Consider the following 13503-nt stretch of genomic DNA (forward strand, 5'->3'; position numbering starts at 1 on the left):
GATTCCTCGCGTTGACTTTAGAGAATGGAGCCGGAACTGGCGATTGGAGCACCATTGACCTCGGAAGCGGAGGCATCGACGCGCTCATGCCATGTGGGCAGCGCTTCCTTGCAGAACAGAGTTGCCGCGGCGGTGCTCATGCTGCGACCTGCGCCATGTGGCGAAACGACTCGCTGGATTCCAGCAGTTCTTCCCAGCTGCCCTGGGCAGCTACCGTGCCATTCTTCAACTCTACGATGAGGTCGCAGCGCCGGACCGTGCTGAGCCGGTGTGCCACCATGATCACGGTGAGATCTCGGCTCAACCCGTTGATGGTGGACATGATCGAGCGTTCCGTAGCGCTGTCAAGCGCGCTGGTGGCCTCGTCGAACACAAGTACGTTGGCGCGCTTGTACAGCGCTCTGGCGATTCCGATTCGCTGTCGCTGGCCGCCGGATAGGCGGATGCCTCGCTCGCCTACTTTTGCGTCGTACCCTTCCGGGTGACCTTCGACAAAGTCAGCGATCTGCGCTTGCTGCGCCGCCGCCCGCACTCGGGCCATGTCGATTGCCTCGGGCGCAACGCCCAGCGCGATGTTGGCGGCAATGGACGCATCGGCCAAGAAAATGCTCTGCGGCACGTGCGCAATGGTCTGTTGCCAAGCCCGGACCCGGCTGCCCATGATCGGCTGGCCGTCGGCAAGCACGTGCCCAGACGTCGGCTCGAGCAGTCCCATCAGCAGGTCCATCGTTGTGCTCTTGCCGCTGCCCGTTGCGCCAACCAAGCCAATGTGCATCCCTTTGGGAAGGGTCAAGTTCAGCCCTTTCAGAACCCAGGGCCCTTGGTCGGAGTAACGGAAGCTCACGTCGTCGAGGCGGATTGCGTGACGCAGCGGTGCAGGCTCCGGCGCGGGAAGATGCGCCTCTTCGGGAATTGGCTGATCGAGCAAGTCAAGAACGTCTGCCAGCGGTCCACGACTCCCTGAGATCACTGCCCACGATTGGTAGCTTTGCTGCAGGGCGGGCAGGAGCCGCTGGGCGCCTAGGGCGAGGGCGCCTAGCACCGGCATGGCAGCTCCCACGCCGCCTGCCTGAAGGCTGAGGCCATAAGCCAGCGAGGCAACCAGGATGATCCCCAGCGCTTCCATCAGATAACGAGGGCTTTGCCCTATAAAGGTCACGGCGCCTTGTGCCCGGCGAAGCGGTTGATCAGCCCGCCGGTAAATATCGCAATAGACGGGCTGCGTTCCGTCGAGCAGCACATCGCGTATCCCCCCCAGCCCCTCTTGCAGCGCCTGAATGATCCGTGTCTGCTCATCTGCGATGCGGCGACTGTTGCGCGCCAACTTGCGGCGAGTGAACCATGTGATAAGTCCGTAGCTCGCTCCAAACGCCGCGGCGGCGACGATCGCTACCCTCGGATCGATCACGAGCAGCGCAGTGAGGATGCTCACAATGAGGATCAGTGTGCCTGCGAGCGTGAGCGTCATCATGATGACGCCGAACACGGCGCTGTTGACCTTGTTCACAATGCCGCTGATCACCTCGCTACTGTTGCGGTTGAGATGCACACGGTAAGGCTGGTAGAGCGTGCGGCGGTATACCTCCATGCTCAGATCGGCGCCTGCGGCGTAGCCGATGCGTGTGCTGGACCATAGCAACAGCAAACGGATCGCGGCTGCCAAGACGGTGGCGCCTATGAAAAGCTGTGTTAGCGGCCACGTTAGATTCCGCGCGGAATCGACGCCAAGGTAGCGCGCCAGGGCGGGCACTCCGGAGTGGTCGAAAAGTGTTTCGGGAGCCAACAGGACGCCCAAAAAGGGAATAACCGCACCCAAGCTGATGACTTCCGCAAAGGCGCTCAGAACCATCAATACGCCAACCACCCCCAGCTGGGCGCGCCTGCGTCGGCTCAGGTGCTGCCAAAGTCGAATCAGCAACGTCGGCAGGGGCGGTGTGTCAGTACTCGGATTCACGGGGGCTCTCAGGTGTTGGCGCGCGCAAGCTGCGCCAGCGTGACTGCAAGACGATGGGCCTGTGCCTCGAAGTAGCGGAACTCAAATGGACTGTCTCCGGCGGCGTCGCGAGGCCTTGCCAGCGCCTCTTCGATTGCTCTACCGAGAGATTCCGGCATGCCAATCGTAACCAACGCGCCATCGGCGCCATCACGCAAAGGATCGCGCGATCCGTCGCCGTCGGCTGCGATCACGGGCAGCCCGCACGCGATTGCCTGCAGAAACACGATGCCGAAGCCTTCGCCGGTGCTTGGCATCACAAACACATCGGCGCTGCGGTACAAGTCCGGCAAGTCCTCGTCTTTGACAAACCCCGTGAACCGGGTGTTGCCGGCCACGCCGAGGTCGCGCGCCAAATGTTGGAGGCGTGGAAGGTCGTCTCCGTCGCCCGCAATCACGTACACCAGATCCGGGTGCTGCGACTTCAGGGCCGCAAGGGCGGAAAGAACCAGGTCGTGTCCCTTGTAGCGCTCGGCCGCAGCCAGCCTCGATACGGTGAGCAATATTTTCTTGCCGCGCAGGTCGTACCGGTCAAGGAGGGCATCGCTTCGCGGGCCAGGGGTGAAGCGCGGATCGACCGTGTTCGGCATCACCTTGACCGTCTCAGGTTCCAACTTGGCCCAACCGAGGAACCTGTCTCGGGTGTAGCGACTCACCGCCGTCACCAGGCGGGCCTGTTCTGCGGCCCACCTGCGCCAGCGCCCGGGCGGGTCCCAGGCTTCGATGCCATGAAGTTGGAGCCAGAGGTTTGCCCCGGCAATCTTCGCCGCGACTGCGGCGACAGGAGCCGTATAAAGATGACCGCAGAAGACGACATCGAAAGGTCCGCTTCGCAGCGCGACGTTGATGGCCGCCAAGGCGTACAGGATTTTTTTGGGGCGTGCGGGCAGCTGTACCACGTTGGGGGGAATCTGTCCGGCCGTTGCGGCGCCCGAGCGGGACAGCACTACAACCTCCGTGATTCCAGCCGACTTGCTCAGCGCGTCGAGCAGGTCTCGGTTGTACTGCGCGATTCCCCCATCAGCGCCATAGGCGTCGGTGACCAGTGCGAGCATTCGCATTTTTACCAAGCTGCCCGCTTCAAGACGGACGAACCCCATTGGCGTGCCCAGGGGCCGGTGCGGCGCGATACGGTCGTGGCTGCCCCATCGGTTCGGGCGGTCGTTCGCTGCCAGTCGCCGACAGGCGTGGTGAATCCGGTCTTCTTACGGTGGGTCACCTCGGTCGGCAAAGCGAGGGTAGGGCTGGCAGCAAGCAACAGCTTTCGCTTGGACGCGCCGGCGTTCAGCAGCGGCCCCGCAAGCGTGCTTAACAAAGGGGCATCGACCAGCGGCGTGCGCACTTCCAGCGAATGCGCCATGCTGGCCCAGTCGGTGTCACGCAGTAATTGATTGCGCATGTAGAGGCTCGTTTCGAGCGCTGCGACTTGACCGTATGCAGTTCGCGGTCCGGGCTGCAACCTGGCAGCGATGTGACTCAGGGGGTCCAATTTGCGCAGTCCCTCACGCGCAACGTCGGGGCCTAGCAATGCAGGCAGCTCGATCGGCATGAACAGGCCACGTCGCAACAGGTAAGCTCCTTGCGGGGTGCCCCCGTATCGCACCATCGATCCGGCTTTGGGACTCAGTCCGCGCAAGAGCGGGGCGAAGGCCGCTTGCACCTGTTCGGTCAGCCTGCCCAGCCCAGGTATGCGCGAAGGCAGCCACATCGATCGCACCCAACGCGGAATGTCGTGGAAGGAAGGGTACCCGCCGAACAGCTCGTCGCCGCCCAAGCCGGAAATAGCGACCTTCAAGCCGGCCTCGTGGGCGGCTTTGCTGACAAACCACGTATTGATTCCATCGATACTGGGCTGGTCCATGGCCATCAAGATGCGGGGCAGGTCGGCAGCAAACTCCTTCTCGCCCACAACTCGCCGCGCGTGTTGGACGCCGTAGAGTCTGGCCACCTCCGTGGCCAGAGGCGCTTCGTCCTGCGGAGTGCCGACAAATTCTTCGAAGGCCAGGGTGACGGTCTGCACTTCCGTCTGGCCGGCATCCTTCATGAGTCCGACGAGGGCGCCTGAATCGATCCCGGCGGAGAGGAATGCGCCAACAGGCACATCCGCAATCAGATGGTGTCGCACGGAATCTACCAAGGCATCGCGCACCGCTTCCTGCAATTCAGGCTCGCCCATCGATGGCGTGCGCACGAGGGCGGCCTGGGCCCACACACTTGCGCAGCTGAAATACTGCTGCGGCGGTTGTGGTCCAAGAGCGTCTACCCACTGGTAGCTGCCTGCTGGCACGCTGCGAATCTGCTGATAGAGAGTGAATGGTTCCGGCACGCTGCCGAACAGGTAAAACCCCGCCAGTCCGGCAGGTTCGCTCTGGCGCGACACGCGGGGACTCGTCAGCAGGGCCTTCACTTGGGACGCGAAGCGCACGGTCCACCCGTCGTCCGCCAGATAGAGAGGCTTGATGCCGAAGGGGTCGCGTGCAAGCAGGAGCGCCTCGCGGCGGTTGTCCCACAACGCAAAAGCGAACATGCCGCGCAATCGGGCGAGCATGGCGACGCCCTCGGCGGCGTACAAGTGGAGGAGAACTTCAGTGTCGGACTCGGTGCGGAATACGCACCCGGCGTCTTGCAATTCGCGGCGCAGCTCTTTGTAGTTGTAAATTTCGCCGTTGAAACTGATGACCAGCTGTTCGTCTGCGCTGCTCATCGGCTGGATGGCGCGGTCAGACAGGTCGATGATGGAAAGACGGCGATGCGCTAGCGCCACCCGGCCGTTGGGCGCGTGCCACTGGCCCGATCCATCGGGCCCGCGCAGTGCCATGTAATCCCGGATCGCGACCAGTTCAGCCCGGTCAACCGGTAAAGCTGCCTGGTGATAGGCAAAGATGCCTGCAACGCCACACATGGCCTACTCCGGCCTTGCGTCGGCGAGCAGGGTATCGAAGTAGGCTATTGTTTTTTTCAGGCCGTCGCGCAGTTGTACTTGCGGTTGCCACCCCAGCGCGTCTTTCGCCAAACTGATATCCGGCTGTCGTTGCATCGGGTCGTCCACCGGCAGCGGCATCTTCACCAACCGCGACTTCGAAGCCGTGAGCTCGATCACCAGCTCCGCCAGCTGCCGGATCGTGAACTCGTTCGGGTTGCCCAGGTTCACGGGCCCCGGAACTTCGGGGCCGGTGTCCATCAGGCGCAGAAACCCGTCGAGCAGATCGTCCACGTAGCAGAACGATCGCGTCTGCGAGCCTTCGCCGTAGATCGTGATGTCTTCACCCTTGAGCGCCTGCACGATGAAGTTGCTCACCACGCGGCCGTCGTTGGGGTGCATGCGCGGGCCGTAGGTGTTGAAGATGCGCGCCACCTTGATGTCCAGCTTGTGCTGGCGGTGGTAGTCAAAAAACAGCGTCTCGGCGCAGCGCTTGCCTTCGTCGTAGCAGCTGCGCGGGCCGATGGGGTTGACGTTGCCCCAGTAGTCTTCCCTTTGCGGGTGGACGGAAGGGTCGCCGTACACCTCGCTGGTCGACGCCTGGAAGATGCGCGCGCGCACCCGCTTGGCCAGGCCCAGCATGTTGATGGCACCGTGCACGCTGGTCTTGGTGGTTTGCACCGGGTCGTGCTGGTAGTGGATGGGCGAAGCCGGGCAGGCGAGGTTGTAGATCTGGTCGACCTCGACATACAGCGGGAAGGTCACGTCGTGGCGCATCAACTCGAAGCGTGGGTGGTCCAGCAGGTGCTCGACGTTGCGCTTGGAGCCGGTGAAGAAGTTGTCGACGCAAATGACGTCGTGTCCCCGCTCGATCAGCCGGTCGCACAGGTGGCTGCCCAGGAAGCCGGCGCCGCCGGTGACGAGGATGCGTTGGGTGGTGTTGTATTGGCGCACGTCAGTGGGTGTTGCGGCCGATGCCGACGTAGCTCACTCCGGCCGCCTTCATCACAACAGGTTCGTAGAGGTTGCGGCCGTCGAAGATGACGGGCTCTTTCATCGCGGCCTTCAGCGCCGTGAGGTTGGGGCTGCGATAAGCCTTCCATTCGGTGACGATGATCAGCGCGTCCGCGCCTTCCAGCGCGTCCATCGGCCGCGCCGCGTATTGCAGGCGCTTGAGCAGCGCCGGCGCATCGGCGAAGTCGTCTTGCAGCGCGCGTTGGGCATGCTCCACGGCCACCGGGTCGTGCGCGTTGATGGTGGCGCCGGCACGCAGCAGCGCGCCGATCACGCCGCGGCTGGGGGCTTCACGCATGTCGTCGGTGTTGGGCTTGAAGGCCAGGCCCCACAGCGCGAAATGGCGGCCGGTAAGCGACTGGCCGTAGCGCGCGAACACCTTGCGCACCAGCACCGATTTCTGTTCGTCGTTGACGGCTTCCACGGCTTCGAGCACGCGCAATGTGCGGCCGTGCGCGCGGGCAGTGTGGGCCAGGGCCTGCACGTCCTTGGGGAAGCAGCTGCCGCCGTAGCCGGTGCCCGCGTACAGGAAGTTGTAGCCGATGCGCGGGTCGGAGCCGATACCCTGGCGCACCAGTTCGATGTCGGCGCCGACGGCGTCCGCCAGGTTCGCCAGCTCGTTCATGAAGCTGATGCGCGTGGCCAGCATGGCGTTGGCGGCGTATTTGGTGAACTCCGCACTCTTCACGTCCATCGCGCGCGTGCGTTCGTGGTTCCGGTTGAAGGGGGCGTACAGCTGCCGCATCGCGGCCAATGCTTTGTGTCCTTCTGGCGTGTCGTCCGTGCCCAGCACGATGCGGTCTGGCCGCATGAAGTCGGCGATGGCCGCACCTTCCTTCAAGAATTCTGGGTTGCTCACGACCGAGAACGATGCGTCGGATTGGCGGCGCGTGAGTTCTTCGCGCAGCACGGCCGCCACTTTCAAACCGGTGCCCACCGGCACGGTCGACTTGTTGACGACGACCTTGAAGCCGCTCATGTAGCGGCCCACGTTCCGTGCGGCTTCCAGCACCTGGCGCAGATCGGCGCTGCCGTCGGTGTCAGACGGGGTGCCCACGGCGATGAACTGGATCTCGCCGAATTCCACGGCGGAAGTGATCTCTGTGGTGAATTGCAGCCGGCCGGCCGCCACGTTGTCCTGGATCAGTTCCTTGAGGCCGGGTTCGTAGATCGGCACTTCGCCGGCGTTGAGCCCCGCGATCTTGTTCACGTCGACGTCCACGCACATCACGTGGTTGCCCAGGTCGGCCAGGCAGGCGCCAGTCACCAGGCCTACATAGCCGGTGCCAATAACAGTTACTTGCATAGTTCGGGAGCTCGGGCGCGGCTGAAATAGTCGTCGTAGGCACGGGCCAGGCCCGCTTCGAGCGAGACCTGCGGCCGCCAACCCAGTTGGTGAATGCGGGTGGAGTCGAGCAGCTTGCGCGGCGAGCCATCCGGCTTGGTTGCGTCGAAAAGAATCTTGCCTTCGTAGCCCACCACTTCGGCCACGCGCTGCGCCAGTTCGGCGATGGTCACGTCGCTGCCGAAGCCAACGTTGATGTGGCTTTGCATGGGCTCGGTACAAGAGGCGTAAGCCGCTGGGTCCAGGTTCATGACATGCACGCTGGCGGCGGCCATGTCGTCCACGTACAGGAATTCGCGCATGGCGCGGCCCGTGCCCCAGATGGTGACCGTGGGAGCGTCTTCGGCCTTGGCTGCGTCGAAGCGGCGGATGAGCGCTGGCACCACGTGGCTGTTTTCAGGGTGGTAGTTGTCACCGGGGCCGTAGAGGTTGGTGGGCATCACGCTGCGGTAGTCGGTGCCGTACTGCCGGTTGTAGCTTTCGCACAATTTGATGCCCGCGATCTTGGCGACGGCATAGGGCTCGTTGGTGGGTTCCAGCGCGCCGGTGAGCAGCGCGTCTTCGGCCATGGGTTGCTGCGCGAGCTTGGGGTAGATGCAGCTGGAGCCGAGAAAGAGGAGCTTCTTGACGCCGTGCGTCCAGGCCGCGTGAATCACGTTGGCCTGCACCATCAGGTTGCTGTAGATGAATTCGGCCGGGTACGCGTTGTTGGCGTGGATGCCGCCGACGCGAGCAGCGGCAAGGTAGACCTCGTCGGGCCGTTCGGCAGCGAAGAGTTCGTGGACGGCGCGCTGGTCGGTGAGGTCCACCTCGGCGCGGCTGCGTGTTACAAAGTTGCTGTGGCCCTGCGTCTGGAGCGTTCGCACGATGGCGCTTCCCACCATGCCCAAATGGCCAGCGACGTAAATTTTGGGCAATGTCATAGGCGTACCAAGTATCGGTAGAGCATATGGTAGAGCAGGACGCACGCGCCAGCACAAAACCAAAGGGCAATTGGGCGTTGATACAACGCGACCGCCGCCACCGCGGGCGCTGCGGCGCATACCCACATCAACACGGACACGGCCGAGTTTTGTAACGTGGGGTGCAGGTTTCGCAGCTTCGGCTGCACGAGTTTTGTGGCGACCAGGCTGTGCAAGTGGTGCCGATCGGGGTTGCCAGGGCTTTCACGGCGCAGCCCGCGGCGCACGATGCTGTACAAGACTTCGATCACGGGGTAGGCGCACACCAGGAAGCTGGCCCACGGCGACACTTGCGGGTTGCGCATGGGCAGCAGCACTGCGAGCCACGCCAAAGCGAAGCCGGCGAAGTAGGCGCCGCCGTCGCCCAGAAACAACTTGCCCCACGGAAAATTCACGAGCCAGAAGCCGGCAACCGCTGCGGCCAATATCACCGCGGTTAACACCAGAGGCGTATCGCCGACAAGCGCCGCGATGCCGGCGAGGGCCAACAGGGCGATGGTGGCGGTGCCGCTCGCCAGGCCATGAAAGCCATCAATGATGTTGATGGCGTTGGCGATGCCGCCAATCGCGAAGATCGTGAAGAGGACGGCAATGGGCGTCCAGCCCAGCAACTGGTCGACGAACGGTACCTGCAGGTGAGTAATCATCACGCCGGTCATCCAGTAGGCGACGAGACCGCTCGCCATCGTGGCCAGCAAACGCGTGCGCACGCTGATTCTTTTGGTGAGGTCTTCCAGCAGCCCGGCAACGAGGGCCGGGATGCCCGCGAGCAGGATCGTGTCGAGAATGCGCTTGGCCTCGAGGCTGGACATCAATTGAGATGCAGCTACCAAGGCCAGGTAGATGCCGATCCCACCGATGCGCGGCGTGGGATGCAGGTGGAACTTTTGAATGGCCCCGGGTGCGTCCATCGTGAAGCGCCCATGCTGGCTTGTCGTGAGGACAAGCACGATCGCAGCCGCGAAGGACGCGACGGCGCTCATGGCAATGGGGTAGGCGATTGGATCCACGGGGGTGTAGCAACGAGTTGAGCTTTGCAACATTTTATTACAGGCTTGCTGTGATGAAAGCACTATTCATCACGTGAAACCGTGACGGATTCACGTCCTGCGCCACTGTTGCGTTTACACGGTGTGGACAGTTCCGTCGCCGAGACGCAGAACGCGGTCTGCCAAAGCCAGGCTGGCCGGGCGATGTGTGATGAGGATGACGGTGCGCTCGCGGAAGGTGTCGCGGCAGGCCTGGACGAAAGATCGCTCGCCCTCCGGGTCGAACATGGCGGTGGCTTCGTCGAGTATCAGGATGGGTGGGTTCTTGAGCAGCGCCCTTGCCAACGCGACCCGCTGGCGCTGCCCGCCCGACAACCGCACGCCTTCGTCGCCGATGAGGGTGTCGTAGCCCTGCGGCAAGCCCAAGATGAAGTCATGCGCCTGCGCCATTTGCGCAGCGGCTTGAATGGCATGTTCGTCAGCGCCAGGCCGGCCGTAGGCAATGTTGTCGCGAAGGGTGCCGTTGAACAACAGCACGTGCTGCGGCACGACGCCGATTTGCCCGCGCAGGCTGTGCAAGCTCACCTGCGATATGTCGTGGCCATCGACGAAGATCTGGCCCGACTGCGGCGTTTGAAGGCGCATCAGCAAGTGTGCGAAGGTGCTCTTGCCGGCGCCGTTTTCTCCGACGATTGCGATCGTTTCACCGGCCCGCACGTGCAGGTTCAGTTCCTTGAGCACCGCTGGGCGGCCGGGGTAAGAGAAGCAGACGTTGCGGTATTCGATGTTTCCGTGAACTGCCGGCAATGCATGTGTCGCCTGAAAGATGGGCTCGCCCGGTTCCGAGAGAACGCCTTGCAGGCGCTGCAGTGTTCCCTGGGCCATCAGGGCCTGGCCGTAGGTTGTGGCCAAACGGCCGACAGGCCGCGTCAGCAGGGCCGCATACAACAGGAAGCTGACCAACTCGGCTGGGGTCATGTGGCCGCTGCCAAGGCGCGCGCTCGCGAACCAGATCAGCAGGACGGCGGATGTCATCGCCACAAACTGGACGGCCGGCTCTATGGCGGCGTAGGCAACGGATTCCTTCGCACTCAGCAGGCGTACGTTCTCGACGTGCGTTGCGTACCGTATCGATTCTTCAGCCTCACGGGTGAAGGTCTTGATGGCCGGCAACATGCTGAGGTTTTCATCGGCAATGGAAATAGCCATGGCGTCAGCCGCCTGCAGCTGCAAGCCTATCGAGCGAAGGTGGCGCCCCAAGACCTTGACCATCACGTAGAACACCGGGACCAGCATCGCTACGGCTGCGGCAAGGACCATGTCCAGGCGAACCATCAGGAGAGTTGCGCCCACCACCGTGAGTAGAGTAGGCACGACTGCCAGGAGGGTGCCCGAAATAAATCCGGCCAGTTGCGTGACCTCATAGGTGAGCAAAGCCAGGATTTCGCCCTGGCGGCGCTGGTGATAGAAGTTCAGGGGCAGCGATTGCAGATGGTCATAGATGCGGCAGCGCAAGTCCGCGAGTATGTCGGCGCCGGTGCGGGCAAGAAGGGAGCTGCTTGCATACCTGAGCAGGCATTGCAGGGCCAACAGTGCCACGATGATCAGGACTATTTTTGCCGTTGCCTGGGCGCCCTCCACCAGTTCCTGAGCGAAGCGACCCGCCAGCCAGGGCAGTGCCAGTGCGGCAAAGGCGTCCAGCAGCATCAGGAGGGCCGCAAGTGACAGACTGCGGCGATACGGCACAGCGTACGCCAGGAGCAGTCTCAGGGTCATTTCGCGCTTTGACTCGATGCGGCGCGTTGCCGCAAGACCCAGCAGTTGACCGCAAAGCGAGCATCGCCGAATTGACCCGTGGGACAAGTCACAGCGCGTACTTCGTGAGGCAGCCAGCTTGAAAAAGCCACTGCCATGTCGTGTTGTGGCACAACGTCGATGCCGCCTTCGGGGGAGATGTCCGTGGGGCGAATTTGGGGGTAAAGGCGCAACTCCCCACCGGAGAATCCCTTGGGTTCTCTGTGGAGGTAATAGACGAGGCTGATCAGCCTGTCAGCGGCGGCATCGCCGGGAGCGCGGTCGGAGCCTGTGAAGACGTCGATGTGGCGCCTGTAAAAGGCGCCATCCCCATGCGCTACCAACTCGACTTCAAACCCCGTCGCCTGAAAGGGTGTCAGCCCCAGACGGTCGATCAGCTCCGGGACAGCCTTGGCGACGCGCTTTTCGATCATGTCTCGGTAAGGACCGATATCGGTGAGCAGCCGAGACCGTCGTGCGGTGTGCTTGACACGAGCGTCGGTGCCGACGGTGGTTTCTTGAAAACGTGCCTCGTTGGCGATGGCGTAGTTCAGTAAGCCGGAGGCAGCGTCGGGGCCCAGCAGGCCTGGAATGAGGTAGTGCGACATGGCTCCCGGCGCGTCAACCCGCGCTCAGCAGGCCTTGCGAAAGCAATTCGTTCAGCAGCCGGTCAAGGTCCCGCTCCAGGTCGTCGGGCGAAACCTCGTATTCGGCGAGAAGGCTGTCGCGGACTGCGGCCGGCGTGCGGCCTTCAGTGATCAGTTGCCAGATTCGCGCGCCCACGGGATCCAGCCCAAAGTAGTTGCCGCTGGCCAGATCAAGGATGACGGTTTCGTCGCCCACTTGGCGGGCCATGACTTCGGGCGGGATGGTGACCTTGTCGGGAAGAGTCATCTCAGGAGCTTCCTTCACTGGCATGGCGGATGACGGCTTCGCGCACGAGTGGGAGACCCTCATATTGGCGCGGATAGTCGAGATGATAGTGAATTGGCAGGTTGGCGATTTTTGAAAGGCCGGAGAAATGCATTGCCAGCATCTCCTGCTCGTCGATGTCCAGAAGGAAAGAGTTGCGCACCAGTTGCATCAACGCGGCTGCCGGCTTCATGACCGTGATGTGGGGCGAGCGGGCATCCCCATTGCCAAGAAAATAGATCGCTGCCAAGGGCTTGGCTTCATCGCAAAAGTCAAGCGCCGGGCCTGCCAGGAGACGAGCCTTGGTTGTGAAATGGAGTGTGGGCGCCATGGCGTCGGTTTCGCCGATCAAAGCATCTTGACTGTCTTGCCAGAGGCGTATTGAAGGATGGCTAGGCATGGCGGTCAACTGGCTGTCGACCCATTCGAGGTGCAAGCCATCGTCCGTCAAAAACCTGGCACCTGATGTTGCGAAGCTCGCGGCCAGCGTGGACTTGCCCCGGCCCGATTCGCCCAGGAATACCAGGCACTGGTTGCCCACCTCGACGGCGCTGGCGTGAAGCACCAGCTTGCCTTGCCTGCTCAATGCAAGCGGCAGCACCTGGTTCAGGTACAAGTGCTCTACCGTCGGCGATGGCACACCCGGGGCCGGCCAGCTTTGCACGGCACGGCCGTCCTGGGACACCTCGAAGTCCCCCAGTCCTGGGAACCGGAGAAGATAGTGGGTGGGCCGTCGATAGAACAAGGTCCAGGGCGTGCTGTCCGGCAAGTGCCACTGCTGGAACGCAGGCTCTTCGATCAACTCCTGCGCGCGCTCGTCGTGCGCCAGGAACGTCACCAGTTGCTGGGACGTCTTGACCGTCACACCGCTCATGACGTTTGAAATGCGGAAGGAGGCTCCGGCGATTCGAAAGCATGGAACCGGGTGGCGATGTCCGGCTTGTCGTTGACAGGAATGCCTTGCCATTCGACCCATGCGTGGGCCGCAAACGCACCCTCGTCCAGTTTTACGCCGATGCGCAACTGGCACGGTATGCCGCGGCGGGCCAGCATCCAGGCGAGCAGAGTCGAGCGCGTCAGGCAGGTGGCGGGAAAGGGGCTTTGCTTCGCGGCCATGTTGACCAGCTTGCCCATGGATTGGATTTCAAGGAGGGAGGCACTTGCCTGCGCCAACGGACGCTTGACACGCAGCAGCGTCTGCATGCGCGCCAGTCCGAAAAGGCGCAGTCCTAGCCCGGCAAGGGGCAACAGGAGCATGGCAGCGACGAAGGTCCGACGCTCCACCGGCTGCAAGGCCTTCAAGCGGCCTAACCGGTGAGTAAACAGTTGCAAGCAATTCAATTTGTCGGCCAGGCCAGCGTCGAGCTGGCAAAACTGCAAATCAGTCGACGCCTGACGGCGGCTACGCCATAGTGACGCCCATATCGCTGGTGGGAGTGGAGCAGGCCGGATTGTCGCCCATGTTGCACCCAGAGGTCGATTGCGTCAGTGCCGACACTTGGCCAAACAAGACCAGCGTCGGGGTGCGATAGGTACTTTTCTGGCGCGGTGCAGAGGACAATTCTGGGCGCGGA

At 62.8% G+C, this 13503-nt stretch carries 12 protein-coding genes; all 12 read right to left on the reverse strand.

The window, feature by feature from the left end:
- Nucleotides 1-136: 136 nt before the first annotated feature.
- Entirely contained in the window at nt 137-1954 is a 1818-nt protein-coding gene (locus EEB15_RS26465; RefSeq protein ID WP_199236643.1) for an ABC transporter ATP-binding protein, read from the reverse strand.
- An 8-nt stretch (nt 1955-1962) separates the two neighbouring features.
- Nucleotides 1963-3048 (reverse strand): glycosyltransferase family 4 protein, encoded by a 1086-nt coding sequence (locus EEB15_RS26470; protein WP_158290238.1) that lies wholly within the window; start codon nt 3046-3048, stop codon nt 1963-1965.
- 8 nt (nt 3049-3056) lie between these two features.
- Nucleotides 3057-4895 (reverse strand): asparagine synthase (glutamine-hydrolyzing), encoded by a 1839-nt coding sequence (gene asnB / locus EEB15_RS26475; protein ID WP_141512965.1) that lies wholly within the window; start codon nt 4893-4895, stop codon nt 3057-3059.
- Nucleotides 4896-4898: 3 nt separating this feature from the next.
- Nucleotides 4899-5867: a UDP-glucuronic acid decarboxylase family protein gene (locus EEB15_RS26480; RefSeq protein WP_141512966.1), complete on the reverse strand. Its 969-nt coding sequence runs from the start codon at nt 5865-5867 to the stop codon at nt 4899-4901.
- Between the two features lies 1 nt (nt 5868).
- Nucleotides 5869-7233, reverse strand: a complete 1365-nt coding sequence (locus EEB15_RS26485; RefSeq protein ID WP_141512967.1) for a UDP-glucose/GDP-mannose dehydrogenase family protein — start codon at nt 7231-7233, stop codon at nt 5869-5871.
- Complete coding sequence (locus EEB15_RS26490) at nt 7224-8195, reverse strand: GDP-L-fucose synthase (RefSeq protein WP_141512968.1); 972 nt, start codon at nt 8193-8195, stop codon at nt 7224-7226. Before EEB15_RS26490 ends, EEB15_RS26485 begins: the two co-directional genes overlap by 10 nt.
- Entirely contained in the window at nt 8192-9217 is a 1026-nt protein-coding gene (locus EEB15_RS26495; protein ID WP_158290239.1) for a glycosyltransferase, read from the reverse strand. The genes EEB15_RS26490 and EEB15_RS26495 overlap by 4 nt, the downstream gene beginning before the upstream one ends.
- A gap of 141 nt (nt 9218-9358) precedes the next feature.
- A complete protein-coding gene (locus tag EEB15_RS26500) occupies nt 9359-10999 on the reverse strand; it encodes an ABC transporter ATP-binding protein (protein ID WP_141512970.1) in 1641 nt (546 codons plus the stop codon).
- The gene (locus EEB15_RS26505) at nt 10996-11625 is read right to left on the reverse strand and encodes a 2OG-Fe(II) oxygenase (protein ID WP_141512971.1); all 630 of its coding nucleotides are present in this window, start codon (nt 11623-11625) and stop codon (nt 10996-10998) included. Before EEB15_RS26505 ends, EEB15_RS26500 begins: the two co-directional genes overlap by 4 nt.
- 13 nt (nt 11626-11638) lie before the next feature.
- Nucleotides 11639-11911: a PqqD family protein gene (locus EEB15_RS26510; protein ID WP_158290240.1), complete on the reverse strand. Its 273-nt coding sequence runs from the start codon at nt 11909-11911 to the stop codon at nt 11639-11641.
- A 1-nt stretch (nt 11912) separates the two neighbouring features.
- Entirely contained in the window at nt 11913-12803 is an 891-nt protein-coding gene (locus EEB15_RS26515; RefSeq protein ID WP_141512973.1) for a hypothetical protein, read from the reverse strand.
- Nucleotides 12800-13309, reverse strand: a complete 510-nt coding sequence (locus tag EEB15_RS26520) for a lasso peptide biosynthesis B2 protein (RefSeq protein ID WP_141512974.1) — start codon at nt 13307-13309, stop codon at nt 12800-12802. The genes EEB15_RS26515 and EEB15_RS26520 overlap by 4 nt, the downstream gene beginning before the upstream one ends.
- Nucleotides 13310-13503: the final 194 nt, after the last annotated feature.

The sequence above is a fragment of the Ramlibacter sp. WS9 genome (assembly GCF_003797765.1).
In the GTDB taxonomy this organism is placed as follows: domain Bacteria; phylum Pseudomonadota; class Gammaproteobacteria; order Burkholderiales; family Burkholderiaceae_C; genus Ramlibacter.